The following is a 23,420-nucleotide window of genomic DNA, read 5'->3' on the forward strand; positions in this document are numbered from 1 at the left end:
AATGTCTCGTATAGGACTTAAACCAATTGAAATTCCTGAGGGAGTAGAAGTTAAGATTGGTGACCGTAATTCTGTAACAGTAAAAGGTCCAAAAGGTGAATTATCCAGAGATCTATCTCAGGACATGAAAATTAACATGGAAGATAACGTCATTACAATTGAGCGTCCGAGCGATCATAAAGATCACCGTGCGTTACACGGAACTACTCGTAGTTTGATCAATAACATGGTTGTGGGCGTAAGCCAAGGATTTGAAAAGTCCCTTGAAATTATCGGGGTTGGGTATCGTGCACAAAAGCAAGGAGATAAAGTTGTGATTAACGCTGGTTACTCACACCCTGTAGAAATCGACCCAATTGAGGGTATTGAAATTGAAATTCCTAAAAACACACAAGTAGTTGTAAAAGGTATTGATAAGGAACTAGTTGGAGCAATTGCTTCAAATATTAGAGCAATCAGACCTCCTGAACCTTATAAAGGGAAAGGTATTCGCTACGAAGGTGAATTTGTACGCCGCAAAGAAGGTAAAACTGCTAAGTAAGATTAGTTAGGGAGCAGAAAGGAGTGACCTAGATGATCACAAAACCTGACAAAAATGTTACACGTAAAAGAAGACATGCACGTGTTCGTAAAAATCTTTTTGGAACACAGGAACGTCCTCGTTTGAATGTGTACCGTTCAAATAAACACATCTATGTACAATTAATCGATGATATTAATGGCAAAACAGTTGCAAGTGCCTCTACAAAAGACAACGAGCTTAAAGTAGAAGCTACCGGCAATGTAGAAGCAGCTAAGCAAGTCGGAGAATTGATCGCTAAACGTGCCCAGGATAAAGGTTACAAATCGATTGTATTCGATCGCGGAGGCTACCTTTATCATGGACGTGTAAAAGCATTAGCAGATGCTGCCCGCGAGGCAGGTCTTGAATTTTAATCGATAAAGGAGGGACATACATGAATACAAGCATTGATCCGAACAAACTAGATCTTGAAGAGCGTGTTGTTACGATCAACCGTGTTGCGAAAGTAGTAAAAGGTGGACGTCGTTTCCGCTTTGCAGCTTTGGTTGTTGTCGGAGATAAAAATGGTCATGTAGGTTTTGGTACTGGTAAAGCACAAGAAGTACCTGAAGCAATTAAAAAAGCAGTTGATGACGCAAAGAAAAACTTGATTACAGTACCTATCGTTGGAACAACAATTCCACATGAAATTCACGGTAGATTTGGTTCAGGTAACGTATTAATGAAACCAGCTACTGAGGGTACTGGAGTTATCTCAGGTGGACCTGTTCGTGCGATTCTTGAACTTGCTGGTGTTGGTGATATCTTAACGAAGTCACTTGGTTCAAACACACCGATCAATATGATTCGTGCAACATTAAACGGCTTAACAAACTTAAAGCGCGCAGAAGACGTAGCAAAACTACGTGGAAAGTCTGTAGAAGAACTGTTAGGATAAGGAGGGAAATGTTATGTCTAAAAAATTAGAAATCACCCTCACGCGCAGTGTTATCGGTGGAACAGATATTCAACGTAAAACTGTTCAAGCATTAGGACTTAAAAAAATTCGACAATCCGTTGTTCGTGAAGATACAGCAGCTGTACGTGGTATGGTAAATAAAGTATCTCATTTAATTTCGGTTAAAGAAGTTTAATAAACATTAGCGTAAAGGGAGGTGCTCGCATGAAACTTCATGAATTGAAGGCATCAGAAGGAACTCGCAAAAATCGTAATCGTGTAGGTCGCGGAATGTCATCAGGTAACGGAAAAACTTCCGGCCGTGGACATAAAGGACAAAAAGCACGTTCAGGCGGCGGTACTCGTCCGGGCTTTGAAGGTGGTCAAATGCCTTTATTCCAACGTTTACCGAAACGAGGATTTACGAACATCCACCGCAAAGAGTTTGCAATTGTTAACTTGGATGCTCTAAATCGTTTTGAAGACGGCACAGAAGTTACACCTGAGCTATTACTTGAAGAAGGTGTCGTAAGCAAGCTTAAGGCTGGTATTAAGGTACTCGGCAAAGGTGCTATCGAAAAGAAACTTACAGTAAAAGCTCATAAGTTCTCTGCTTCAGCTGTTGAAGCTATTGAAGCAGCGGGCGGTAAAACTGAGGTGATTTAATGTTCCGTACAATCTCCAATTTTATGCGCGTAGGTGACATTAGGCGGAAAATAATCTTTACATTACTCATGTTAGTTGTCTTCCGTCTAGGCACATTTATTCCAGTGCCATATACAGATAAACAAGCGATTGACTTTATGAACTCGCAAAATGTTTTTGGGTTTCTAAACACGTTTGGTGGAGGAGCCCTGCAAAACTTCTCCATTTTTGCAATGGGAATCATGCCATACATTACTGCCTCAATTATTATGCAGTTGTTACAAATGGACGTTGTACCTAAATTTGCTGAGTGGAAGAAGCAAGGGGATATGGGCCGTAAGAAACTTGCACAAGTCACTCGTTACGGAACGATCGTTCTTGCATTCATTCAAGCAACTGCAATGTCTATCGGCTTCAACGCTATGGCTGGTGGTATGCTGATCTCTGATCCAAACGTATTGAAATTCCTTGTTATTGCACTTACGTTAACAAGTGGTACAGCATTTTTAATGTGGTTAGGTGAACAAATTACAGCCAACGGAGTTGGAAATGGTATATCAATTATCATTTTTGCCGGTATCGTTGCCGCTGTACCTAATGGTGTTAAACAATTATACAGCCAGTATTTTATAAATCCTGGTGATGATTTGTTTATTAATATTGTTATTGTCGCCCTAATTGCATTGGTAGTAATAGCAGTAACTGTTGGAGTAATCTTCATTCAGCAAGCTTTACGTAAAATACCAATTCAATATGCTAAAAAACTTGTGAATCGTTCTCCGGTTGGTGGACATTCTACGCATTTACCACTTAAAGTAAATGCTGCAGGTGTTATACCGGTAATCTTTGCGATCGCATTTATGGTTGCACCAAGTACGGTAGCAAATTTCTTTGAAGGCAATCAAGTGGCTTCAGTGATCCAGACGGTGTTTGATTACACTCATCCAATCGGAATGGTTATCTATGTTGCTTTAATTATTGCTTTCACCTATTTTTACACATTTGTTCAAGTTAACCCTGAACAAATGGCTGAGAATTTACAAAAACAAGGTGGATATATTCCGGGTATACGACCTGGTAAAAATACAGAAACATATTTGACACGTGTTATGTACCGCTTAACATTTGTTGGCTCAATCTTTTTAGCAGCTGTTTCTGTGCTACCTATTGTTCTAGGTGGTCTTGCAAATCTACCTACCGCAGTACAAATCGGCGGCACTAGCTTACTAATCGTTGTAGGGGTTGCTTTACAGACAATGAAACAACTGGAAAGCCAGTTAGTAAAGCGTCACTATAAAGGTTTTATAAAGTAATATCCTGCTGTCAGTGAGAGCGAGGGGAAATTTGTTGAACTTAATTTTGATGGGTCTACCTGGTGCTGGTAAAGGTACACAGGCAGAGAAAATAAACGATAAGTATAACATTCCTCATATTTCTACTGGAGATATGTTCCGTTTGGCCATTAAAGAGGGTACTGACCTCGGTAAAAAGGCCAAAGAATATATGGACCAAGGTGCCCTTGTTCCGGATGAAGTAACTATTGGGATCGTTAAAGAAAGACTTAGTAAAGCTGACTGCAAGAATGGTTTTCTTTTGGATGGTTTTCCAAGAACAATCAAGCAGGCAGAAGCTTTACAGGAGCTTTTAAAAGAACTGGACACATCCATTGATTACGTGATCCATGTAGATGTTCCAGAAGAAAAATTAGTGGAGCGACTAACTGGTCGTAGAATCTGTCCTACATGTGGAGCAACTTATCATGTCATATACAATCCACCAAAAGTGGAAGGTATTTGTGATAAAGATGGTTCCCAGTTAATTCAGCGTGATGATGATACAGCCGAAACGGTTAAAAATCGTTTGTCAGTAAATATGGAGCAAGCGAAACCGTTACTGGACTTCTATCAGAACAAAGGTTACCTTGTTACAGTAAATGGCGACCAGGAAATTGATCAGGTCTTCAAGGACATTCAATCACGTATTGATAATTAAGTGGTTGAACTGCTGTGGCAGCGCAAAATAAATGCAATTCTGGCTATAAATAGTTATAATTGCAAATGAGTGATTATGACTTTTATAGTACTTCGTATAAAGTGACACAAAATGAGATATAGAGCCTTTTTCATAAAAAGGTGTAGCAGTATAAACTATAGCCTAAGTGAAGGTGATCGTTGTTGAACGAAGATGATTCGATTCCGCTAATAGGTCAAGTTGTTCGTATTATGCAGGGACGGGAAGCTGGACAATATGCAATCATCATTGATGCAGTGGATGACAGGTATGTTATGCTTGCAGATGGGGAAAAACGTAAATATGATCGACCAAAGAAAAAGAATTTACAGCATATTGAATGTATGGGATACATTTCTCCAGAGGTCCAAAACAGCCTTCTAGAAACTGGTCGTGTCACAAATGGCAAAATTCGATTTGCCATAGCTAAATTTGTCAATGAGGTTGTGACTGATTTGAAGAAGGGAGATCAACACGATGGCGAAAGACGATGTAATTGAAGTAGAAGGTACCGTAACGGAAACGTTGCCGAATGCGATGTTTAATGTTGAGCTTGAGAATGGCCATACGGTCTTAGCACATGTTTCTGGTAAAATCCGTATGCATTTCATCCGCATTCTACCAGGCGATAAAGTAACGGTTGAACTTTCTCCGTATGATTTAACTAGAGGACGAATTACGTACCGTTATAAATAAGCGAGCTCCGATATAAAAGGAGGTAAAGATGATGAAAGTAAGAGCATCTGTAAAACCAATTTGCGAAAAATGCAAAGTAATCAAACGTAAGGGTAAAGTAATGGTGATTTGCGAAAACCCTAAACACAAGCAAAAACAAGGCTAATAACCAAGGAGGTGCTAACGTTATATGGCACGTATTGCAGGTATAGATATTCCACGTGATAAGCGTGTAGTTATATCATTAACTTATATTTATGGAGTTGGTAGTACTACAGCTAAGAAAGTCCTTAAAGAAGCAGGCGTTTCTGAAGACACACGTGTACGCGATCTAACAGAAGATGAATTAGGTAAAATCCGTAAAGCATTGGACGAATATACAGTGGAAGGTGACCTTCGTCGTGAAGTTTCACTTAACATTAAGCGTCTAATCGAAATCGGCTCATACAGAGGGCTTCGTCACCGCCGCGGTTTACCAGTTCGTGGTCAAAAGACAAAAAACAATTCACGTACTCGTAAAGGACCTCGTCGAGCAGTTGCAGGAAAGAAAAAATAACGTGAAGGAGGTAAGCTAATCAATGGCACGTACTAAAACAAACACACGTAAGCGTCGTGTGAAAAAGAATATTGATACAGGTGTAGCACATATTCGTTCCACTTTTAACAACACTATTGTTACTATTACGGACACACAAGGCAATGCTATTGGCTGGAGCTCAGCTGGTGCACTTGGCTTTAAAGGATCTCGTAAATCAACTCCATTTGCTGCACAGATGGCAGCTGAAACTGCTGCGAAAACAGCGGTTGATAATGGTATGAAAACTCTAGAAGTTACTGTTAAAGGACCAGGAGCTGGACGTGAAGCAGCTATTCGTTCACTTCAAGCAGCAGGTCTGGAAGTTACAGCAATTGTTGACGTAACACCAGTTCCTCATAATGGTTGCCGCCCACCAAAACGTCGTCGTGTATAATTATACCGTATAGAATTTGTCACCCTGTCTATAATGGGTTATGATGGCTTAAAAGTGTAAAGGCTAAATTCCTTTATCATTCAAGCATCCAAGAGACAAGTAAGGCAAAATAGACAATAGTGCAGAAACGCCAACTGCCTATTTGAGGAATTTCGGTTAGACCTATTGTCTAACCGGGGTTTCGACGTTTTAAAGGAGGGTTTTATGGAATGATTGAAATTGAAAAACCAAAAATTGAAACGGTAGAAATCAGCGATGATGCTACATTTGGAAAATTCGTAGTCGAACCGCTCGAACGTGGATATGGTACCACTCTAGGAAACTCCTTGCGTCGTATCCTACTATCCTCACTTCCAGGTGCTGCTGTTACATCAGTCCAAATTGATGGAGCACTACATGAATTCTCTACAATTGATGGTGTTGTTGAAGATGTGACCACGATTATTTTAAGTTTGAAAAAGCTTGCTCTTAAGATTTACTCTGATGAAGAGAAGACCTTGGAGATCGATGTACAGGGAGAAGGAAAAGTTACGGCTGCAGATCTAACATTTGATAGTGATGTAGAAGTATTAAATCCGGAATTACCTATTGCAACGTTGAACAGCAAAGGAAACTTACAAATGAAAATAACAGCAGAGCGTGGCCGTGGGTACCGTTCAGCTGAAGCTAATAAAAGGGATGAGCAACCTATTGGTGTAATCCCAGTTGATTCTATTTTCACACCAGTTTCACGTGTGACCTATCAAGTTGAAAATACGCGTGTAGGACAGGATGCTAACTACGATAAATTAACCTTTGATGTTTGGACAGATGGCAGCATTCGACCTGAGGAAGCAGTTTCTTTAGGAGCCAAAGTCTTTTCAGAACATCTAAACATCTTTGTAGGTTTAACAGATGAAGCGCAAAAAGCAGAGATCATGGTCGAGAAAGAAGAAGACCAAAAAGAAAAAGTCATGGAAATGACGATTGAAGAACTTGATTTATCTGTTAGATCTTATAATTGTTTGAAACGTGCTGGAATTAATACCGTTCAAGAGCTTGCAAACAAATCTGAAGAAGATATGATGAAGGTTCGGAACTTAGGCCGTAAGTCTCTAGAAGAAGTTAAAGTAAAATTAACTGATCTTGGACTTGGTTTACGTAATGATGACTGATCATTTACAACTCCTTTAGAACAATACTGTAAGTTCATTTCAGTTCCACATAAGATTTTTAACAATCTGTGTGTTGCTGTTTAAAACCCGAGATTAATGACAGTTCCTTATACAACAGGAAAGGGAGGGATAGTCCATGGCTAGAAAACTTGGTCGTACAACAGACACTCGTATGGCATTACTTCGCAACCTTGCCTCTGATTTGATTATTCATGAACGGATTGAAACAACAGAAGCAAAAGCGAAAGAACTTAAATCTGTAGTAGAAAAAATGATTACGCTTGGTAAACGTGGTGATCTTCATGCACGTCGTCAGGCTGCAGCATTTTTATACAATCAGGAAGCAAATGAAAACGAAAATGTAATTCAAAAACTTTTTGATGATGTTGCTGCACGTTATGAAGACCGTCAAGGTGGATACACACGTGTTCTTAAACTAGGTGCTCGTCAAGGTGACGGAGCTCCGATGGCAATTATCGAGCTAGTTTAATGTAACGTTATACGTCAAGGGCAGGACTGAATCTCTTCCATGAGGTGAATCCAAGCCCTTTTTTTGTATAGTAATATTGATAATTGCAGCTCTAAGGTGGTATAGCGGCGTTCTGAAGAGCGAAGCCGGTTTTGAAGCGGGTAGATGTCCCCCGACAGATAAACCGTTTCTGAGGCCGATAAATCGGTTCTCCGGAGGATAAAACGCTCCTGCGGCGGATAAAAATCGGTTCTCCGGCGGATATAAGGCTTCTGCGGGTGATAAAACAGCTCTCCGGCGGATAAAAGGCTTCTGCGGCGGATAAATCGGTTCTCCGGCGGATATAAGGCTTCTGCGGGTGATAAAACAGCTCTCCGGCGGATAAAAAGCTCCTGCGGCCGATAAAACAGCTCTCCGGAGGATAAACAGCACCTGTGACTGATAAAGCTCTGCGGCAGATTCAACTGAGAGCCCCTGATAATCCCACTTAGAGGCTATATACATCTTAGACGTCTATCTATATTATAAAACTATGAGAGTTTATTATACAACAGGATCCAGGGAGAGAGAGGGAGTACGATGAGTAGGAAGTTAATTGAGTTTAGAGATGTATCATTTCGATATGGAGAAGAGCAACCCTGGGTGTTGAGAAATTGCTCATTTCAAATTTATGAAGGTGAATGGGTAGCCATCATTGGTCATAACGGTTCCGGCAAGTCAACAATAGCTAAATTAATAAATGGGCTTTTATTCCCGCAAAAAGGTGAAATTTTGATAGATGGCCAGCAAGTGAATGAGGAAACAATTTGGGATATTCGCAAAGAGGTTGGCATGGTCTTTCAAAATCCTGATAATCAGTTTGTTGGTACGACTGTACAGGACGATGTAGCCTTTGGAATGGAAAATAGAGGAACTCCCCGTGAAGAGATGGTAACACGTATAGAAGAAACGCTATCTGCCGTAGGAATGGAAGATTATCGGTTTACCGAACCACATCGACTTTCCGGTGGACAAAAGCAACGTGTGGCTATCGCCAGCGTGCTAGCTATTTCTCCTAAAGTCCTCATTTTGGATGAGGCCACTGCCATGCTTGATCCAAAAGGCAGGACTGAGATTATGCGGACGGTTTCCAATGTTCAAAACAAAGAAGCCCTTTCGCTAATTACAATAACTCATGATCTGCAGGAAGTAGTACAAGCTGATCGTGTTATTGTTATGAATAAAGGTGAGATTTGGGATCGTGCTACACCTAGAGAGATATTTTCCAAGAAAGATTCTTTAAGAGAGATAGGCCTAGATGTTCCATTCGTTGCTATTTTGGCTGATGAATTGAAGGAGACAGGAATTAACCTTACAAAAGAACCATTAAATCACGAAGAATTGCTGGAGGACTTATGGATATTACATTCACAAACGTAAGCTATATATACCAACGCAATACTCCTTTTGCTCATCAAGCAATCAAAGATCTTAATTTTCATATTCCCTCTGGATCCTTTGTAGCAATAGTAGGGCATACGGGTTCAGGTAAATCTACGTTACTACAACATTTGAATGGCCTGGTAACCCCAAGCGAGGGAGAAGTGAAAATAGGAGAATACAAACTAACTCCTAAGGAAAAACCAAATAATCTCAAAGAACTTCGAAGCCGGGTTGGAGTGGTATTTCAATATCCAGAACATCAGCTATTTGAAGAAACCGTGGCAAAGGACATCGCTTTTGGACCTGAGAATTTTGGTGTACCAAAAGAAACGATAAATGAGCGTATAAAAAGGGTTATCCCCGCAGTTGGTCTTTCGGAAGATATGCTCGAGCGGTCGCCCTTCGATCTTAGTGGAGGGCAGATGCGCAGAGTAGCTATTGCTGGAGTATTGGCCATTAACCCAGATGTATTAGTGCTTGATGAACCTACTGCAGGTTTAGATCCACGGGGGCAAAAAGAAATAATGGAAATGTTTTATTCCATGCATAAAGAACAAAGCCTTACAACAATTCTTGTTACCCACAGTATGGAGGATGCACTAAAGTATGCGGATCACGTAATTATCTTAAACAAGGGAACAAAATATATGGAAGGTTCTCCAGAAGAGGTATTTACACAAAAAGATGCACTAAAAGAAGTACAGCTGGATGTGCCGGAAGTAATTCAACTACTCCATGCGTTTGAAGCCAAGTTTTCAATATCTATTCCATTTCATGGGCAAACCGTACGGGAGATAGCGGAGACGATTCATTCCATCGTTAAGGATGGTGATAGTAATGAATAATTCCTTAATTATCGGGCAATATGTTCCCGGTAATTCTCTTATACACCGGTTAGATCCGCGTACGAAAATAACAGTTATTTTTTTCTTTGTCTTTATTGTCTTTTTTGCAAATAATGTAGTAAGTTATTCCATTCTTACCTTATTCGCGATCACATGTATAGTCACTTCCAAAGTGCCAATCCGATTTATTGCGAAAGGGTTAACGCCAGTATGGTTCCTGATTATTTTCACGTTTATTTTGCATTTGATTGTTACAAAAGAAGGTACTGTTTTATTAGAGATTTTCCGATTTAAAATTTATTCTGGAGGGGTCATTCAGGGTTTTGCAATTTCCATGCGTTTCTTTCTATTAATTCTGGTGACATCTTTATTAACATTGACAACAACACCTATAGAAATAACAGATGCAATAGAAGAAATGCTACATCCATTAAAAAAATTAAAATTTCCTGTACATGAGCTCGCTTTAATGATGTCTATTTCTTTAAGATTTATACCTACACTCATGCAGGAAACAGAGAAAATCTCCAAGGCCCAGGCATCGCGTGGTGTGGATTTTAAGACAGGGCCTATTAAGGAAAGAATAAAAGCAATCGTGCCCTTATTGATACCTTTGTTCATCAGTGCCTTCAAACGCGCAGAGGAGCTTGCGATGGCTATGGAAGCAAGAGGCTATCAAGGGGGAGAGGGCAGGACGAAATTACGTGAGTTAAAGATAGAAAAAAGAGATATGTTGATTTTTGTTTTATTTGTGTTTGTAATTGCCGGTTTATTTTATTTTAGAAGCTGGTAAGAAGTTAACAGAAAGGCTGGAAGCAAATGGCTAGATTGAAATGCAAAATTACTTACGATGGTTCCCAATTTGCGGGTTTTCAGATCCAGCCGAGGAAGAGAACGATTCAAGGTGAATTGGAGAAGGCTTTAACTAAAATGCATAAAGGATTACCTATCCGTATTCAGGCTTCAGGAAGAACGGATACAGGTGTTCATGCGAAAGGTCAAGTGATTCACTTTGACTCAGACTACGATATCCCAACAGTTAACTGGCAAAAGGCATTAAACACCTTATTACCAGATGATTTGTATGTTAAAGAAGTAGAAATGGTTCCAGATACGTTTCACGCTCGTTATGATGTAACGGAGAAGGAATATCATTATTATGTATTAAACATAAAGGAACCAGATGTATTTAAGCGAAACTATGCCTATCACTTCCCATATAAGTTAGATGTTGTGGAAATGCAGCGAGCCTGTGAATATTTAGAAGGGTTTCATGACTTTACTACCTTTTCCTCAGCTAAGGCTACTACAAAGGGAAGTAAAGAACGAATGATGTTTCAGGTAAGTTGTGAAAAACGAGGAAATGAAATCGAATTTATTTTTCGGGGAAGCGGATTTTTATACAATATGGTGCGAATTATCGTAGGTGTATTATTGGATATTGGCCAAGGTAGAAGAAGTCCGGAAGATATTGAAAAATTGTTAGAAAAGAAGGATAGACAGCTTGTGGGAGAAACCGTTCCACCCCAAGGTTTATATTTATGGCAGGTAACCTATAATAACAGTAAATAATCTGTCTCAGCCCTTGACAAATAGCCTCAGTTTGGTATATTATGATTTATGGCATTTTATTTCTAAACCATGATTAGCCCCGGAACTAATTATGTTGAAATATAGGAATAACGAAACGAATATTAAAGATTTTATTGATGGAGGGAATCAATCATGCGCACAACTTTCATGGCGAATGAAAATAATATTGAACGCAAATGGCTCGTTGTGGATGCTGAAGGTCAACGTCTTGGTCGTTTAGCAAGTGAGGTTGCCGCAATCCTTCGTGGAAAGCACAAGCCAACTTACACTCCACACGCAGACACAGGTGATCACGTGATCATCATTAATGCGGAGAAGATCGAATTAACAGGAAACAAATTACAAGACAAAATGTACTATCGTCATTCAGGTTACACTGGTGGCTTAAGAGAGCGTAATGCAAACGAAATGCGTTCAAAATATACAGAAGAAATGCTTGAGACTGCAGTTAAAGGCATGCTTCCTAAAGGACCACTTGGTCGTAAAATGAGCAAGAAATTACATGTATTCAGAGGATCTGAACACAATCATCAAGCACAAAAACCAGAAGTTTACGAACTTCGCGGATAATTAAAGAGGAGGTTAATCAATTGGCACAAGTACAATACTATGGCACAGGCCGTCGTAAGAAGTCAACTGCACGTGTACGTTTAGTACCTGGTACAGGAAACATTACAATCAATGGTCGTGATGCTAGAGACTATTTCCCATATGAAACACAACTTTTAATTCTTAACCAACCACTTGCAGCAACTGAAACTGAAGGAACTTATGATGTTTTAGTTAACGTTCATGGTGGAGGATTCACAGGACAAGCTGGAGCTATCCGTCACGGTATCGCCCGTGCACTTCTAGAAGCTGATCCAGAATACCGTGCTTCTCTAAAACCAGAAGGATATCTAACTCGTGATGCCCGCATGAAAGAACGTAAGAAATACGGTCTTAAAGGCGCTCGTCGTGCACCACAGTTCTCAAAACGTTAATAAATCAACACTTACAAATCCCTCAACCACCTATGGTTGGGGGTTTTTACTGTATATGCGGTGCTTTAAAAACAGGGGAAAATTCACACGTAGCATACACGTAACATACAAGTAGCAGACAAATAATTTAGAGAAAAAGAAGCTGTGATTTTGAAAATAAGTTTGATACAATTACATTGATAAGATGGATTGGGATAGTGCAACAAACGGGCCAGATTCTTAAATAAAAACAAATGAAAAGGAGGGCAAAATAATGCTTGATTTTATTTCATATATCCTGCCCATCTTAATATTATTAGTTGGTTTATTAATATTATTAGTTGGTAAAGCAAAGAAAAACATCAAACTTATAGGTGTTGGAATTGGATTTATAATGTGTCTGGTTGTTCTTGAGGCACCTAATTTCATACAAGGGTTTATTCAAGGATTTGCTGAGGGGGTAAACTGACTTTTTCAAGCAATTTCACTTTGCAACTATCGGGCGCAGTAATTTAGTAAGTGCATAATTGGAAACATGGAATGGTGGTTTTATATATGAGTAGAGTATTGGCAGCAGTTATAGCTCCGGTATTGCTATATGTATTATTCGTAATATACGGTATTTCTTATCGTTTTCTTACTGACATGCCTATTCCACGGGTGTTTTCTCTATTTGGATTTATGTTAGTATATATTTTTTCTTTACCTTTTTATTTAATTGTTGGAATCCCTTTTTCAATAATTATTGATAAAATCAATGGAAAATTCCGATGGCTTAGTTATATTATTGCTGGGTATGTCATCTTAATATTAATAGCATTAGTACAAAGTTTTGAGAATGGTAACTTTACTATTGATAGGGAGTCAATGGTTGCATACCCTTTAGCTGGATTCTCCTTTTTTATAACACTAAAAGTTATTGAAACAACTTTCAAAAAGTTATACATAAAGTATACTCAGTAATCTTGTTTACTTACTATTTTTAGATTGAACAATAGTTAAATTAGATGTCCCTTTTGACTATGAGATACCCTTATTGTTTAAAGTAGGCTATTTTTATTAAGTTGAAGGTTAGCGTGTATTATCCACTTCAAATGGAGTTGCTTTATCATCTATCATATACCTATTTGCTGTCGATAACAAAGTATAATAGGTTATCCACGTACTTTATTAGTCATATCAAACAGATAGATTTAATATTAGAAGGAAACTGCGACGGTGTGATGATAAATACATTACGCCACCTCCAGAATCCAATGGAACCAGTCAGCTATAAAAGAAGTAAAGCTATCCTTGCCAGACTGCAAGGTGATGATCAACTAGTAACCAAAAAACTTTCAGAAGTAAGGCAAGAGATTGAAAAAGCAGATCTCTTAGGAGTTGTTTTAGGCTTTATGCCGCAATCGGGCGCGAAAACGGAATAAGCCTTGCGCTTATTGTTGATTCACCGGGCCAAATTGTATTAGAAGGTTAGTGGTTTAAAGGGGGTATTTAATTTGAATTACGGGAAATGGTCTGCGATTCTGGGCGTTATTTGTGCGTTAACCATTCTTGCTTCTTATGCAATTGCTCCAAAACAACCCGAAGGTATGATGGTTGTTCTTATACAGGTACTATTTTTTACCTCTATTATCACGGGTTTACTTGGTTTGATTTTCAGTTTTCTGGGTTTTAGAAATAAAGAAAAGGGATTTTTGAAGATGGTGGCTCCAATAATGGTGCTTTTGGTTCTATTGGTGTTCGCTTTTTCATTTAGTGCTATGATAATTAGTTTTTTATAAAATGAATATTTAATTACCGCAAACGGGCGCTATTCCCTAATAAGGAATAGCGCCAATATCGCATATAAGGGCCATATTGTTTAATACATCGTGAAGAAATGTACTTAAGCTAACGGAGCAGTAATGTTAAACAAAGGATTTATCTATTTTATGAAAAAATAAGGTTATAGAAGGGGGATATTTAGATGACTTTACATCATTTCATTGGGAGTAATATAGAACTACCTATTGGTAGTTTTGGTAAGAACCCAACATATAAACCTCTTTCGGAATTGAAACTAAAAGGAATTAGTTTAGATAAACATTTGAAGAAGAATAACGGTTCTAAGCTCGTAAAGGTTTATGAAACAGAAGAAGATGCAAATGGAATTGATGTTTCTGACTTGATTTCTGGATATGAACCAGTAAGAAATAAATTCACAACGCCTTTTGTATATGAAGTACAAGGATACTTACATGAAAACAATACATCAGGTCAATGTAAATCAATCAAATCACTTTTTAATTATATTGATGAACATTTATTAGAAGGGGATTTCATTGAAATATACTCTTGTTGGGATGGGCATGAGGAAAAAGAAAAAGATGACAGTAAAGATATAGTAATTAACCTTAGTACGTTACAATTTGGAAACCATATAAGATTAAAAGACTTAAATCACCTATGCGAAACATTCTTTTTAGATGATAAGCAATATGTATTAGTAAAGAAATAAAAGAGTATAGCACTCTTCAATTAACGGGTGCTTTCCTTAATAAGTATTAGTGTCAGTATCTCAAAAGAATTTGAGAAGTAAATACACTCCTAGATAGTTTATAGACCAAATCGAAGATAATGAGCGATAAAGAATTTAAATTTAGAAGGGATAAATATGAAGAAATTAATATTTATTATACTCACAATAATTTTAATTATCCTAGGAATAATCTACTTAACTTTAACACCAGATCAGGACCAAATACATTTGACAGAAGATAAAGTAGAAAATTACTTGCTAAATCAGAAAAACTATAAAAAGAGTGATATAAAATCTATTATAGGTAATTACAACGCCAAAGACGTTGGTAATCCTGCTATATCAGCATATACCGCAGATGTTGTATTCAAAGATGAACCAAATGTAACATACTCATATTTTATAGAACAAGAAACAGATCAAGTGGTTCAAGGAGGAATAAGTTCCCCTAAAGATAATAATTTTCATGCAGAGGAATAAACTAGATAATTCCTTTCATTATCGGAGACTATACTTATTTTGCAATTTATAAGTTTCATTAGGATCTGTACTTTTGCTTGTGCATAATGATTAAGGGAACGTGTTAACGGATTTTTCATTGTTTTTGGCTACAGTAATTGCGACCGGTGTGCAAAAATCGAACGTGTTTCCATAATAAAGAACTTCGCTATACCTTATATAAGTGCCATATTGTTGCACAACCTAAATAATGATCAACAAGGGGAGTAAATAAAAGATGCCTCAACCAAGTGTGAAAATACAAAAGGTATGGCTTGATGATAACGACAGTTTCTTTGAACTGAGTTTAGATTTCTGTACAGGTTGTTGCAGCATGAACCTCAATATATTTACTGATAATGAAGAACTAGAAAAGTTAAATCAAGGTGTAATGGATTTTGCCAGCTTTAAACAAAAGGAATTTCTGTGGATTACTGGGGAAGATGTAGAAAAAGTGAGTCATTTTCTATCTATGCGATTCTTTTTGTATGGGAATCGAGGATATGTAGGTGTTGAGGTAACTGCCCTAAGTCAAATAGATGATTTTACAAGAAAATTGAGAAATTTTATTAAAGGCGAAATTTGTGAGCTGGAAAGCCTAATTCAATCATTTGAACAATGAGATTAAGAGGGGAGCACTTCTTGAATAAGGATTTGCGCCCTGTATTTAAAAGGGCCAGATAATTTAAAATTAAAAGCTAATTAAAAGACTCGAGGTGAGTTTAAATAATGAGCAACGATGAAAAAATAGAAAAGGACACTTATTTAGCGATTGGAACTGGAACAGGAATATCTTTAGGAGTAGTTCTTGGTTTAACAGTACTTGATGACCTTGCAATTGGGGTTGGTGCAGGTTTGAGCATAGGAGTATCAATTGGAATGTTAATTGATTCAAATAAAAATAAAGAAGAATGAATAAAACATTTGTTAGTTCAACTAACGGGCGCTTTTCCCTAACAAGGAATAGCGTCCCATATCGCATATAAGGGCCATTTTGTTTAACAAGGATATTGGATTTTTATTATTTATAAGGCGGGATTATTTTGAAAGAAGCTACGGATACTAATGAGTTTGAGAATACGATAAATGCTGTTAATCATCTTACAGAAGATGACGCTAAATCATTGTTAAGATTAATCTATGGATTTGTCGATACTGCTATGACGGGAAATGGCGGAGATAAAGTGAAATTAGAGGTTGTAGATAAGGTATCAAATATCTATAAACGTATTTCAGATTTAAACGAGTTAAGAAATAAATAATAGTGCTAGAAAACTGGTTAGTATTTAGGTATTGTGAATAAATGTACTTAAATTAACGGGCGCTTATCTGGAACAAGGAATGGTTCCCAAACCTAAGTAATAGAGCCATTTAATCGAACAACTGTATGCAGGAATAGACCGTATAATGTCGAAATCTTATAAGGATTAAAATAAGCGAAGGAGGAGAAGGTTCTGTTATTTTCTTTAATCTTTTTTATTGTAGCTGGCCCCATTTGTATCCTGCTTCATGAGATAGGCCATGGTCTTGGGGTTATCTCTACTTCAAAATCCAATGTACATATCTATTTGGGGATGAAGGATGAGAGAAATAAAGAAAACTTTAGACTTGGAAGACTTCATTTTCACATTCAATGGGGCTTTATGGGTTTTGCCCATTGGGAAGAAGGCTTAGATAGACGACAAAGCGCAATGGCACTTGCTGGTGGACCTGTAATGTCATTGTTAGTGGCACTTTTGCTTGGAGTATTATCATTGTTAATTTCACAAAGTGAAGTAAGGCAATTTGTTGGCTGGACTGCAACACTTAGCTTTATTCAGTTCATCTTAACAATGACTCCTTTAACGTATCCTCGTTGGACGGGAGGATATAGTGGTTTTCCTTCTGATGGTTTGCAGCTGATACGAATTGCTAAGGAGTTTAAGAAGGCTAGTTGAATCGTTTAAAACAATCGGGCGCACATCTGGAATAAAGGGTAGCGCCCAATTTGCCATTGTAGGGCGCAGTTGTGGAAGAAGCACTGTGCCTGAATTGGGCTATTCTGTTGAATTGTAAGGGAGGCGTAAAATGAGAAAAGTTACTGTTGTCGTTGCTGTCTTATTGTCAGTTTTTATATTTAGCGGTTGTAATGATGCATTATCAGGAAGCAAACCACCTAATGTCTCTTTAAAGACTGATAATAAACAATATGATACCAAGCTGGGTACATATTGTTGGAACGGTGAGTGTGTTGATACCGTTGGACCAGCAGAGTTATTGGAAAATAAAGAGCCTATACAAGTGCAAGCTGGTGAGCAAATTACATTGAATATGGATTACACACCAAAACCTAATGAAATTCATCTCTCACAGATAAGGAATGGTGATGAGGTGGAAGTTGAGGTAAATCATAATCAGTTTATAGCTCCTGATGAAAAAGGCATCTATTTTTATGCATATAGTGTCTGGTGGGTAGATGAAGAAGATGAAAATTTATCTCACGGTGATGCTTCATATGCTTTTGCTTTAGAAGTTAAATAATCGGGCGCAATTCCCTCACAAGGATTAGCGCCCATTATTGAAGAAAAGGGCCATGATTGTTACATACTGATTATAGAAATTAATAGAAGTGTCAAGGTATTATTTTATAAAGAGGTGATTTTATCAAGTTCATTAGGCTGGTGGTTTTATTAATTCCAATGCCATTTTTGTTTAATTATATTGAAACATCATTTGCAAGCGGCTCCATTTTGGCGTTTACGGGAACATTTTTATTTGTTGTTTTGGCAGGTATAGTATCTACAAAAAGTAAGCTATATATTATCTTTTTAATAAATATCTTGACCATTTTCATATCAGTAGCGTTGGGAAAAAGGTTTATAACCCCTCCAAACGAAATTTGGTTTAATCCATTTGGGATGAATTTCGCTATTATTTTTACTGGTATTATTATTTTTATTGGACTAATAATAGTTCGATTTGTATCATTAAAAAAATAGATAAAGAAAAAATAAAAGGGATTCTTCAACTAACAGGCGCGAAAACGGAATGAAAGATTTGTCCATTGTTGCTTTATCGGACCATTATGTTGAAGTTTAGAAGTGCGGGAAGGTGAATTTCAGATGAATAAGATACTTTTTTTCTTTAGTAATTTAATAGCTGTTATTGGAATTTGTATATTATTTACAACAAGCATTTTAAATAAGGTAATGCCAATGTTAGGACTTGCTGCTTATCAGGCAGCAGCGGGAGGAGGCTATTCTCCAAGTGACTATGTAATGAATTTTATTGTAATAAATTTATTCGCCATTTTACTGATAATAATGGGTGTAGTAGTTGGCTATAAAGTTTATAAAAGAGGCTTGTAATTTGCACCACAATTCCATAAACGGGCGCATTTCTGGAGCAAGAGATCCACACTTCTTAATGAATTGGGCCTGTTAATTGAATAAAAGAAAGTGCGTTTGTAAGAGAATGATTATTCGAACAAAATGTTTACTTGATGCCCTAAACTAAGGATAAGAATAGGCATTTAGTTTAATGGATAGAGATGTTAAATTGACACATTACAAGATCTAGATCGGGAACGGACGGAGATGATGACTTTCTATGGGAAATGCTTTATCAAGCCCTTTTTGTTCCAGAAGGAGAGTCAAGACCATCACGGAAGATTTTAAGTCAAACAGGTATATCAAAATATTCAGATGATTGTGGAAGACATGGAGATATAGCCTATATTGCGGTAGATTTAAACGAAGAACCTGTTGGTGCCATATGTGACATCCCATTATTGACCATGATATTTGTTTTTAATGGGCGGCATTCTTTTTGGGCTATTAGCTGTGTTTTATAGTTTCAAAAGGCAACGTAATCCTAGTAATGCAAAAAGCAAGTAAAAGCATGGCTGTTCAAGTTTTTTATGTACGGACGAGGAGGGAGAGCATGTCGAAAGATCAGGCGAGTACGGAGTGGGAGGCAGCCGTGGAGAAGGTGCTGGATTATATTCATCACCATTTAGATAGTCCGATAGCCTTGTCCGATCTGGCCGCCATCGCTTCCTACAGTCCGTACCATTTAACCATAATTTTTAATAAAGTAACAGGTATATCCCCATTTTACTATATTTTCGCAGTCCGAATTCAAACGCCAAGACGCTATTGTTAAACACCAATTTGATGATCCGGGATATTTGTTTGGAAGTCGTTTACGAGAGCCTGGGCTCCTTCACTTCTTCCTTTATGCAGAAAGTCGGCATTACCCCGGCTCAATATCGTGCCCAGCCAAGGCAATTGCAGGAATACCATTATTCCATGAAAGTCCCCTGTGCAAAAACACGTATTCCATTCGGCAGCATTGGTTCCGTCGTTTGCGGATGGGTAGATGGGGTGGAGCAGCTTGGTAAAGGGGTCGTGATAGTCGGGTTATTTAAAAAGCCTGTACCAGTGGGGTTGCCCTCCTATCTTCAATTGTTAAAAAAAGATGGTTTTTATCGTTTGGCCAATATTTGTCCCGGAACATATTATTTGATTGCAGTATCAATGGCAAAGTCCAAGCATACGACGAACAGGGAAATTTTTCACAATTCTTTATACGCAAGGTGGGAAGAGCCCTTCAACTTCGACCAAGGCGTTCATATCAGGGAAGGAATTGACCTGGCATTGCGGCCGGGACGAAATACAGACCCGCCGGTATTGGTCTCTCTATCATTATTGATAAAAAAATACATTCAACAGCACAATTCAGGAGAAATGAGCGTGAATGAAATTCGTTACAATTAAACCGAAATCTATTAAGGAAGGAGAATAAGTTACATGGAAAAGGAAGGGAAGATTATATCCGCTGATTTAACTGTCGAGAATGCAGAGCAGGTGCGCGACTTTTATAAAAAGGTGATCGGTTGGGAGAACAGTGAAGTCAATATGGGAAATTACAGTGATTACATGATGACAACCAAAGAGGGGACTCCTGTTGCCGGCATTTGTCATCAATCCGGAAGCAATGCCGGGTTGCCTCCCGTATGGCTGACTTATTTTCAAGTGAAAGATCCGGACCATAGTTTAAAGATGTGCCGAGAGCTTGGTGGCAAGGTGCTGAGAAAACCGGAAGGCTCGGGGTGCGGCAGCTTTGCCGTCATTGAGTATCCAGAAGGAGCAGTCTGCGCACTAAGTCAAATTTAAAAGACAGTGTGTGGGATGGCAGTAAGATACTTTCTTTTGGAATCTAGTAAGGATTCCTCTTTTTCTGTTCGGGTGTTACAAATCATCATTTTTCACATTCGACTGTACATAACACTAGTAATCTACAAAGGGGTGATTTTGATGGGTAATATAATGCTTCGAAACGTAATTGAAGATGATCTTCCGATTTTCTTCAAACACCAACAGGATTGGGATGCCAATCATATGGCAGCATTTACAAGTAAGGACCCGGGGGATTGGAACAACTTCTTAACTCACTGGAATAAAATTCTGAAGGATAAAGACATCATCAAGCAAACCATTATTGTTCAAAATAATGTTGCTGGAAATATTCTATGTTTTGAGCAGTTCGGCGTACCGGGGGTTAGCTACTGGATAGGAAAAGAATACTGGGGCAAAGGAATTGCTACCAATGCTTTAAGGGGATTTTTAAAACAAGTTACCATTCGTCCACTTTATGCTCGTGTTACAAAGGACAATATAGGGTCACTCAAGGTACTGGAGAAATGTGGTTTTACAATCTCTGGTGAAGACAGTGGGTTTTCTAACGCTCGTGGTGAAGATGTCGAAGAATTTGTTCTTACACTTGAATAAAGATTATTTACAGTGTGTCAGTAAGTTACTGTGAGACTTGGTTTAAAAACATGGTTTATTCTGTTATAGGGTGTAATTCAAGAAAATTGAATTACACCCTTTGTTCCATTTAAGAGAGAGATTGGCTAATACGGAGGAACGATTTTTTTAACGTGAAAGTTAAGCCTCAAGACTTATATGAAAATTGAACTAGGGTCTCATGTTAAAACATAAGAAAAAATGATAAATTGAAATAGATTATTGTTTTATTTAGCGAAAGGTATCATCTCCCCTTATTTTTTGTAGCAGTAAAGTATATAGGGAAAATTATAAAGAAGGTAAATGAAATGAAGAAAACGAATCATCAGTTAACAGATTCAACTGCAACTAGAAAGCTGCAAATTACAATTGCAATTTGTTAATTGGTTCCTGCAAGAATGAGCAAGTCAGCATCTTGCATGGCTTGATAGGAAGGTTTTGTGCCTATCTTACCAAGGTTTCCTAGATTATAAGGATGATCATCCGGTAAAATTCCCTTCGAAGGCAAGGTAATAATCGATGGGATATTTGCTTTTTCAATAAATATGCGTAATTCTTTTTTTGCATGTTTGGTACCTAAACCAATTAACATAACAGGTTTTTTACTATTTTCAATCAGTTTTGCTGCATCTTGAATAGACTCAACTGATGGTTTCTTTGGTGCAGGTGGCTCCTTATCTATTTTTTTATCTGTATGGTCGTCAATTTTTTGAGTTAATAAATCATTTGGTAATACAAGCACAGCTACACCCTTTTTGGCATATGCAGTACGAATTTCTTCATTTACTGTTTCAAAGATAGTTTCCGGTTCCTTAATCTGTTTATTATAGACAGCAACATCTTTGAACCATTCCGTAAGATTTGTTTCTTGAAATGCTTTTGGACCGAGAACATCACTGTCAGATTGACCAGCTAATATTAATTGAGGGATGTTGTCCAGTTTTGCATCATACTTTCCATTTATTAAGTGGATAGCCCCAGGGCCCCGATACTTAATGCCACACCGATTTTACCAGTCAGTTTTGTGAAACTGGAGGCGGCCAGACTTGCTACTTCTTCATGTCTAACATGATAAAAATCAATTTCATCTTCTACAACTTTTAATCCATCAACGACCGCATCAATGGAATCTCCTGGAATTCCGTATACATGATCAATATTCCATGCTTTCAAGGCTGAGATTAATGCGTGATTTGCTTTGATTTTTTTAGGCATACATACATTTACTCCTTTATTTTTCTTGATTTAGTGTGCCAATTTGCGTATTCAATTATGCATCAAGGGATTAACGTGCACTACCGTTATTTAAAATTACTTCAACAAGGAATTAATAGAATAATGTGATGATAAAAGGCAAAAATATTGAGCTTAAAACGGCAGTGAGTATCATACCAATTGAACTAAAAGCACCAGACTCTAAATCCAGTTCAAGTGCTTTTGCGGTACCAAAGGCGTGGGATGCATTACCATAAGTTAATCCTTTGGCAATTGAGCTTTGGAAGTTACCTATCTTTATTAAAGAAGAGCCTAATATGCTCCCTATTAACCCGGTTGCTATGATAAAGATAATGCTAAGTGTTTCTAATCCTCCCATTTGGTGGGATACTTGAATTCCAACTGCTGTCGTAATGGAACGCGGCAGCAATGTAACAATCATTTGTTTTGAAAATCCAAATAAATTCATAACGAAATAGATAATGATAAAATTAAGTAAAATACCAGATATCACACTGGTCATTATGACTTTAAGATTACGCATTATCATATGTCTATATTTATATAATGGGTAAGCTAGACATACAACGGTACAGTCTAAAAATTTGGAAATCCATTGGCCGCCAATCATATAATCTTTATAATCAAGGCCGCATATAATTAAAATGAAGATGATTGCCAGTGATGCAATCAGTGCCGGGTTCAGTATGGAATAGTTGAATTTGTTCTGGATATAGCGTGCAATGACATACATACATATTGTTAAAATAACCATCATAAAGCCCGTTAAAATCATGGTGAATCATGCTTTTCGTTAGGTGTCCATTTTTGCACCATTTTTTCGGCCAAATAACCAGATGCTAACGCAACAATACATGTACCTAATATGATTAAAGCGATAAATATCAAGTAATTAAGGTTGATTTGTTCAATGATGTTCATACCTCCAACTATAGAGGGAATAAAAAAGAGAACCATTGTACCTAATAATATATTAGCCCCTTCTTGAACCCATCTTTCAGGTATCACTTTGAATTGAAGTAATAAAAAGAAAGTCGCTAACCCTACAATACTTCCGACAATTGGTATGTGTAACACACTTTGTATCTTATTACCTAACGCGGTGATTAAAAATATTATGGAAATCTGTGACAGAATTCTAAAAAACTTTAATAACATTCGGCTTCATTCCTT

Annotated in this window: 40 protein-coding genes and 1 pseudogene; 37 read left to right on the plus strand and 4 right to left on the minus strand. The window is 37.7% G+C overall.

The genetic code is table 11. The features are described from left to right. Position 1: 1 nt before the first annotated feature. From rplF to rplQ, 14 genes are all read left to right on the plus strand, one after another. Positions 2-541, plus strand: coding sequence for a 50S ribosomal protein L6 (gene rplF, locus X953_RS00740; protein WP_040953952.1), 540 nt, complete (start codon positions 2-4; stop codon positions 539-541). A 32-nt stretch (positions 542-573) separates the two neighbouring features. After that, positions 574-936, plus strand: a complete 363-nt coding sequence (rplR, locus tag X953_RS00745; protein WP_019375518.1) for a 50S ribosomal protein L18 — start codon at positions 574-576, stop codon at positions 934-936. Between the two features lie 20 nt (positions 937-956). Continuing rightward, on the plus strand, positions 957-1,460 hold the full coding sequence (rpsE, locus tag X953_RS00750; protein WP_019375517.1) for a 30S ribosomal protein S5: 504 nt from the start codon (positions 957-959) through the stop codon (positions 1,458-1,460). A 13-nt stretch (positions 1,461-1,473) separates the two neighbouring features. Then, positions 1,474-1,656 (plus strand): 50S ribosomal protein L30, encoded by a 183-nt coding sequence (gene rpmD, locus X953_RS00755; RefSeq protein ID WP_019375516.1) that lies wholly within the window; start codon positions 1,474-1,476, stop codon positions 1,654-1,656. A 29-nt stretch (positions 1,657-1,685) separates the two neighbouring features. Then, a complete protein-coding gene (gene rplO, locus X953_RS00760; protein ID WP_019375515.1) occupies positions 1,686-2,126 on the plus strand; it encodes a 50S ribosomal protein L15 in 441 nt (146 codons plus the stop codon). Further along, on the plus strand, positions 2,126-3,418 hold the full coding sequence (gene secY / locus X953_RS00765) for a preprotein translocase subunit SecY (protein ID WP_040953953.1): 1,293 nt from the start codon (positions 2,126-2,128) through the stop codon (positions 3,416-3,418). Before rplO ends, secY begins: the two co-directional genes overlap by 1 nt. Before the next feature lie 34 nt (positions 3,419-3,452). After that, positions 3,453-4,097 (plus strand): adenylate kinase, encoded by a 645-nt coding sequence (locus X953_RS00770; protein ID WP_040953954.1) that lies wholly within the window; start codon positions 3,453-3,455, stop codon positions 4,095-4,097. A gap of 182 nt (positions 4,098-4,279) precedes the next feature. Beyond that, a complete protein-coding gene (locus X953_RS00775; protein ID WP_040953955.1) occupies positions 4,280-4,615 on the plus strand; it encodes a KOW domain-containing RNA-binding protein in 336 nt (111 codons plus the stop codon). Beyond that, on the plus strand, positions 4,593-4,811 hold the full coding sequence (infA, locus tag X953_RS00780) for a translation initiation factor IF-1 (RefSeq protein ID WP_010095735.1): 219 nt from the start codon (positions 4,593-4,595) through the stop codon (positions 4,809-4,811). Before X953_RS00775 ends, infA begins: the two co-directional genes overlap by 23 nt. 31 nt (positions 4,812-4,842) lie before the next feature. Further along, the gene (gene rpmJ, locus X953_RS00785) at positions 4,843-4,956 is read left to right on the plus strand and encodes a 50S ribosomal protein L36 (protein WP_010095733.1); all 114 of its coding nucleotides are present in this window, start codon (positions 4,843-4,845) and stop codon (positions 4,954-4,956) included. Positions 4,957-4,980: 24 nt separating this feature from the next. Beyond that, positions 4,981-5,346, plus strand: coding sequence for a 30S ribosomal protein S13 (gene rpsM / locus X953_RS00790; protein ID WP_019375511.1), 366 nt, complete (start codon positions 4,981-4,983; stop codon positions 5,344-5,346). A gap of 22 nt (positions 5,347-5,368) precedes the next feature. After that, positions 5,369-5,761: a 30S ribosomal protein S11 gene (gene rpsK, locus X953_RS00795; RefSeq protein ID WP_019375510.1), complete on the plus strand. Its 393-nt coding sequence runs from the start codon at positions 5,369-5,371 to the stop codon at positions 5,759-5,761. A 209-nt stretch (positions 5,762-5,970) separates the two neighbouring features. Further along, on the plus strand, positions 5,971-6,915 hold the full coding sequence (locus X953_RS00800) for a DNA-directed RNA polymerase subunit alpha (RefSeq protein ID WP_019375509.1): 945 nt from the start codon (positions 5,971-5,973) through the stop codon (positions 6,913-6,915). 136 nt (positions 6,916-7,051) lie between these two features. After that, positions 7,052-7,405: a 50S ribosomal protein L17 gene (gene rplQ / locus X953_RS00805; RefSeq protein ID WP_040953956.1), complete on the plus strand. Its 354-nt coding sequence runs from the start codon at positions 7,052-7,054 to the stop codon at positions 7,403-7,405. Between the two features lie 14 nt (positions 7,406-7,419). Here rplQ and X953_RS00810 read toward each other — a convergent pair whose 3' ends face one another. Beyond that, positions 7,420-7,848, minus strand: a complete 429-nt coding sequence (locus tag X953_RS00810) for a hypothetical protein (protein WP_156958421.1) — start codon at positions 7,846-7,848, stop codon at positions 7,420-7,422. Positions 7,849-7,963: 115 nt separating this feature from the next. Here X953_RS00810 and X953_RS00815 point away from each other — a divergent pair, with 115 nt between their 5' ends. The 23 genes from X953_RS00815 to X953_RS00930 all read left to right on the plus strand — a co-directional run bounded on the left by X953_RS00815 (position 7,964) and on the right by X953_RS00930 (position 20,993). Continuing rightward, entirely contained in the window at positions 7,964-8,803 is an 840-nt protein-coding gene (locus tag X953_RS00815; protein ID WP_040953958.1) for an energy-coupling factor ABC transporter ATP-binding protein, read from the plus strand. Next, positions 8,779-9,651, plus strand: a complete 873-nt coding sequence (locus X953_RS00820; RefSeq protein ID WP_040953959.1) for an energy-coupling factor ABC transporter ATP-binding protein — start codon at positions 8,779-8,781, stop codon at positions 9,649-9,651. The genes X953_RS00815 and X953_RS00820 overlap by 25 nt, the downstream gene beginning before the upstream one ends. Next, positions 9,644-10,444, plus strand: coding sequence for an energy-coupling factor transporter transmembrane protein EcfT (locus tag X953_RS00825; protein WP_040953960.1), 801 nt, complete (start codon positions 9,644-9,646; stop codon positions 10,442-10,444). The genes X953_RS00820 and X953_RS00825 overlap by 8 nt, the downstream gene beginning before the upstream one ends. A 26-nt stretch (positions 10,445-10,470) precedes the next feature. Next, complete coding sequence (gene truA, locus X953_RS00830; protein ID WP_019375504.1) at positions 10,471-11,223, plus strand: tRNA pseudouridine(38-40) synthase TruA; 753 nt, start codon at positions 10,471-10,473, stop codon at positions 11,221-11,223. Between the two features lie 153 nt (positions 11,224-11,376). After that, entirely contained in the window at positions 11,377-11,814 is a 438-nt protein-coding gene (gene rplM / locus X953_RS00835; protein ID WP_019375503.1) for a 50S ribosomal protein L13, read from the plus strand. Between the two features lie 20 nt (positions 11,815-11,834). After that, positions 11,835-12,227 (plus strand): 30S ribosomal protein S9, encoded by a 393-nt coding sequence (gene rpsI / locus X953_RS00840; RefSeq protein WP_019375502.1) that lies wholly within the window; start codon positions 11,835-11,837, stop codon positions 12,225-12,227. A 253-nt stretch (positions 12,228-12,480) separates the two neighbouring features. After that, positions 12,481-12,675, plus strand: a complete 195-nt coding sequence (locus X953_RS00845) for a hypothetical protein (RefSeq protein WP_040953961.1) — start codon at positions 12,481-12,483, stop codon at positions 12,673-12,675. An 86-nt stretch (positions 12,676-12,761) separates the two neighbouring features. After that, on the plus strand, positions 12,762-13,169 hold the full coding sequence (locus X953_RS00850) for a hypothetical protein (protein WP_040953962.1): 408 nt from the start codon (positions 12,762-12,764) through the stop codon (positions 13,167-13,169). A gap of 257 nt (positions 13,170-13,426) precedes the next feature. Further along, on the plus strand, positions 13,427-13,630 hold the full coding sequence (locus X953_RS00855) for a hypothetical protein (protein ID WP_156958422.1): 204 nt from the start codon (positions 13,427-13,429) through the stop codon (positions 13,628-13,630). A gap of 72 nt (positions 13,631-13,702) precedes the next feature. Further along, on the plus strand, positions 13,703-13,987 hold the full coding sequence (locus X953_RS00860) for a hypothetical protein (protein WP_040037083.1): 285 nt from the start codon (positions 13,703-13,705) through the stop codon (positions 13,985-13,987). Positions 13,988-14,172: 185 nt separating this feature from the next. Further along, positions 14,173-14,703 (plus strand): hypothetical protein, encoded by a 531-nt coding sequence (locus X953_RS00865; RefSeq protein ID WP_040953964.1) that lies wholly within the window; start codon positions 14,173-14,175, stop codon positions 14,701-14,703. Between the two features lie 156 nt (positions 14,704-14,859). After that, a complete protein-coding gene (locus X953_RS00870) occupies positions 14,860-15,204 on the plus strand; it encodes a DUF3139 domain-containing protein (protein WP_040953965.1) in 345 nt (114 codons plus the stop codon). A 256-nt stretch (positions 15,205-15,460) separates the two neighbouring features. After that, on the plus strand, positions 15,461-15,844 hold the full coding sequence (locus X953_RS00875; RefSeq protein WP_040953966.1) for a hypothetical protein: 384 nt from the start codon (positions 15,461-15,463) through the stop codon (positions 15,842-15,844). A gap of 107 nt (positions 15,845-15,951) precedes the next feature. After that, on the plus strand, positions 15,952-16,137 hold the full coding sequence (locus tag X953_RS00880; protein ID WP_040953967.1) for a hypothetical protein: 186 nt from the start codon (positions 15,952-15,954) through the stop codon (positions 16,135-16,137). A 128-nt stretch (positions 16,138-16,265) separates the two neighbouring features. After that, positions 16,266-16,484, plus strand: coding sequence for a hypothetical protein (locus X953_RS00885; RefSeq protein ID WP_040953968.1), 219 nt, complete (start codon positions 16,266-16,268; stop codon positions 16,482-16,484). Between the two features lie 312 nt (positions 16,485-16,796). Beyond that, positions 16,797-17,159, plus strand: coding sequence for a hypothetical protein (locus tag X953_RS00890; protein WP_232217756.1), 363 nt, complete (start codon positions 16,797-16,799; stop codon positions 17,157-17,159). A gap of 130 nt (positions 17,160-17,289) precedes the next feature. Next, a complete protein-coding gene (locus X953_RS00895) occupies positions 17,290-17,742 on the plus strand; it encodes a hypothetical protein (protein WP_040953970.1) in 453 nt (150 codons plus the stop codon). 158 nt (positions 17,743-17,900) lie between these two features. Continuing rightward, positions 17,901-18,200 carry a hypothetical protein gene (locus X953_RS00900; RefSeq protein ID WP_040953971.1) on the plus strand — a complete coding sequence of 100 codons (300 nt, stop codon included), beginning with the start codon at positions 17,901-17,903 and terminating at the stop codon, positions 18,198-18,200. A gap of 123 nt (positions 18,201-18,323) precedes the next feature. Next, positions 18,324-18,569: a hypothetical protein gene (locus tag X953_RS00905; protein ID WP_040953972.1), complete on the plus strand. Its 246-nt coding sequence runs from the start codon at positions 18,324-18,326 to the stop codon at positions 18,567-18,569. A 574-nt stretch (positions 18,570-19,143) separates the two neighbouring features. Beyond that, complete coding sequence (locus tag X953_RS00915; RefSeq protein WP_040953973.1) at positions 19,144-19,365, plus strand: AraC family transcriptional regulator; 222 nt, start codon at positions 19,144-19,146, stop codon at positions 19,363-19,365. A 29-nt stretch (positions 19,366-19,394) separates the two neighbouring features. Further along, positions 19,395-19,979, plus strand: coding sequence for a hypothetical protein (locus X953_RS00920; RefSeq protein ID WP_156958424.1), 585 nt, complete (start codon positions 19,395-19,397; stop codon positions 19,977-19,979). 33 nt (positions 19,980-20,012) lie between these two features. Further along, positions 20,013-20,378: a VOC family protein gene (locus tag X953_RS00925; protein WP_040953974.1), complete on the plus strand. Its 366-nt coding sequence runs from the start codon at positions 20,013-20,015 to the stop codon at positions 20,376-20,378. Between the two features lie 141 nt (positions 20,379-20,519). After that, positions 20,520-20,993: a GNAT family N-acetyltransferase gene (locus tag X953_RS00930; RefSeq protein WP_019376684.1), complete on the plus strand. Its 474-nt coding sequence runs from the start codon at positions 20,520-20,522 to the stop codon at positions 20,991-20,993. A gap of 400 nt (positions 20,994-21,393) precedes the next feature. Here the strand turns inward: X953_RS00930 and X953_RS00935 are convergent. The 3 genes and pseudogenes from X953_RS00935 to X953_RS00945 form a co-directional block, all read right to left on the minus strand. Beyond that, a pseudogene (locus X953_RS00935) lies at positions 21,394-22,226 on the minus strand (thiamine pyrophosphate-binding protein); the annotation flags it as partial. 112 nt (positions 22,227-22,338) lie between these two features. Then, positions 22,339-23,022, minus strand: coding sequence for an LrgB family protein (locus X953_RS00940; RefSeq protein ID WP_040953975.1), 684 nt, complete (start codon positions 23,020-23,022; stop codon positions 22,339-22,341). Next, a complete protein-coding gene (locus X953_RS00945) occupies positions 23,019-23,405 on the minus strand; it encodes a CidA/LrgA family protein (protein WP_019376686.1) in 387 nt (128 codons plus the stop codon). Before X953_RS00945 ends, X953_RS00940 begins: the two co-directional genes overlap by 4 nt. Positions 23,406-23,420 lie beyond the last annotated feature (15 nt).

Source organism: Virgibacillus sp. SK37 (assembly GCF_000725285.1).
Classification (GTDB): Bacteria; Bacillota; Bacilli; order Bacillales; family Amphibacillaceae; genus Virgibacillus_Q.

Bases quoted from the DNA above. Each gene is read 5' to 3' on its own strand.
- rpmJ (WP_010095733.1), top strand. From the start codon at position 4,843: ATGAAAGTAAGAGCATCTGTAAAACCAATTTGCGAAAAATGCAAAGTA.
- X953_RS00890 (WP_232217756.1), top strand. From the start codon at position 16,797: ATGAAGGATGAGAGAAATAAAGAAAACTTTAGACTTGGAAGACTTCAT.
- X953_RS00900 (WP_040953971.1), top strand. From the start codon at position 17,901: ATGCCATTTTTGTTTAATTATATTGAAACATCATTTGCAAGCGGCTCC.
- X953_RS00945 (WP_019376686.1), bottom strand. From the start codon at position 23,405: ATGTTATTAAAGTTTTTTAGAATTCTGTCACAGATTTCCATAATATTT.
- X953_RS00940 (WP_040953975.1), bottom strand. From the start codon at position 23,022: ATGATTTTAACGGGCTTTATGATGGTTATTTTAACAATATGTATGTAT.
- X953_RS00825 (WP_040953960.1), top strand. From the start codon at position 9,644: ATGAATAATTCCTTAATTATCGGGCAATATGTTCCCGGTAATTCTCTT.
- rpmD (WP_019375516.1), top strand. From the start codon at position 1,474: ATGTCTAAAAAATTAGAAATCACCCTCACGCGCAGTGTTATCGGTGGA.
- secY (WP_040953953.1), top strand. From the start codon at position 2,126: ATGTTCCGTACAATCTCCAATTTTATGCGCGTAGGTGACATTAGGCGG.
- rplR (WP_019375518.1), top strand. From the start codon at position 574: ATGATCACAAAACCTGACAAAAATGTTACACGTAAAAGAAGACATGCA.
- rpsE (WP_019375517.1), top strand. From the start codon at position 957: ATGAATACAAGCATTGATCCGAACAAACTAGATCTTGAAGAGCGTGTT.
- infA (WP_010095735.1), top strand. From the start codon at position 4,593: ATGGCGAAAGACGATGTAATTGAAGTAGAAGGTACCGTAACGGAAACG.
- X953_RS00850 (WP_040953962.1), top strand. From the start codon at position 12,762: ATGAGTAGAGTATTGGCAGCAGTTATAGCTCCGGTATTGCTATATGTA.
- X953_RS00925 (WP_040953974.1), top strand. From the start codon at position 20,013: ATGGAAAAGGAAGGGAAGATTATATCCGCTGATTTAACTGTCGAGAAT.
- X953_RS00875 (WP_040953966.1), top strand. From the start codon at position 15,461: ATGCCTCAACCAAGTGTGAAAATACAAAAGGTATGGCTTGATGATAAC.
- X953_RS00915 (WP_040953973.1), top strand. From the start codon at position 19,144: ATGTCGAAAGATCAGGCGAGTACGGAGTGGGAGGCAGCCGTGGAGAAG.
- rpsM (WP_019375511.1), top strand. From the start codon at position 4,981: ATGGCACGTATTGCAGGTATAGATATTCCACGTGATAAGCGTGTAGTT.
- truA (WP_019375504.1), top strand. From the start codon at position 10,471: ATGGCTAGATTGAAATGCAAAATTACTTACGATGGTTCCCAATTTGCG.
- rplO (WP_019375515.1), top strand. From the start codon at position 1,686: ATGAAACTTCATGAATTGAAGGCATCAGAAGGAACTCGCAAAAATCGT.
- rplF (WP_040953952.1), top strand. From the start codon at position 2: ATGTCTCGTATAGGACTTAAACCAATTGAAATTCCTGAGGGAGTAGAA.
- rpsK (WP_019375510.1), top strand. From the start codon at position 5,369: ATGGCACGTACTAAAACAAACACACGTAAGCGTCGTGTGAAAAAGAAT.
- rplM (WP_019375503.1), top strand. From the start codon at position 11,377: ATGCGCACAACTTTCATGGCGAATGAAAATAATATTGAACGCAAATGG.
- X953_RS00930 (WP_019376684.1), top strand. From the start codon at position 20,520: ATGGGTAATATAATGCTTCGAAACGTAATTGAAGATGATCTTCCGATT.
- X953_RS00870 (WP_040953965.1), top strand. From the start codon at position 14,860: ATGAAGAAATTAATATTTATTATACTCACAATAATTTTAATTATCCTA.
- X953_RS00895 (WP_040953970.1), top strand. From the start codon at position 17,290: ATGAGAAAAGTTACTGTTGTCGTTGCTGTCTTATTGTCAGTTTTTATA.
- X953_RS00845 (WP_040953961.1), top strand. From the start codon at position 12,481: ATGCTTGATTTTATTTCATATATCCTGCCCATCTTAATATTATTAGTT.
- X953_RS00820 (WP_040953959.1), top strand. From the start codon at position 8,779: ATGGATATTACATTCACAAACGTAAGCTATATATACCAACGCAATACT.
- X953_RS00865 (WP_040953964.1), top strand. From the start codon at position 14,173: ATGACTTTACATCATTTCATTGGGAGTAATATAGAACTACCTATTGGT.
- rplQ (WP_040953956.1), top strand. From the start codon at position 7,052: ATGGCTAGAAAACTTGGTCGTACAACAGACACTCGTATGGCATTACTT.
- X953_RS00800 (WP_019375509.1), top strand. From the start codon at position 5,971: ATGATTGAAATTGAAAAACCAAAAATTGAAACGGTAGAAATCAGCGAT.
- X953_RS00815 (WP_040953958.1), top strand. From the start codon at position 7,964: ATGAGTAGGAAGTTAATTGAGTTTAGAGATGTATCATTTCGATATGGA.
- X953_RS00905 (WP_040953972.1), top strand. From the start codon at position 18,324: ATGAATAAGATACTTTTTTTCTTTAGTAATTTAATAGCTGTTATTGGA.
- X953_RS00880 (WP_040953967.1), top strand. From the start codon at position 15,952: ATGAGCAACGATGAAAAAATAGAAAAGGACACTTATTTAGCGATTGGA.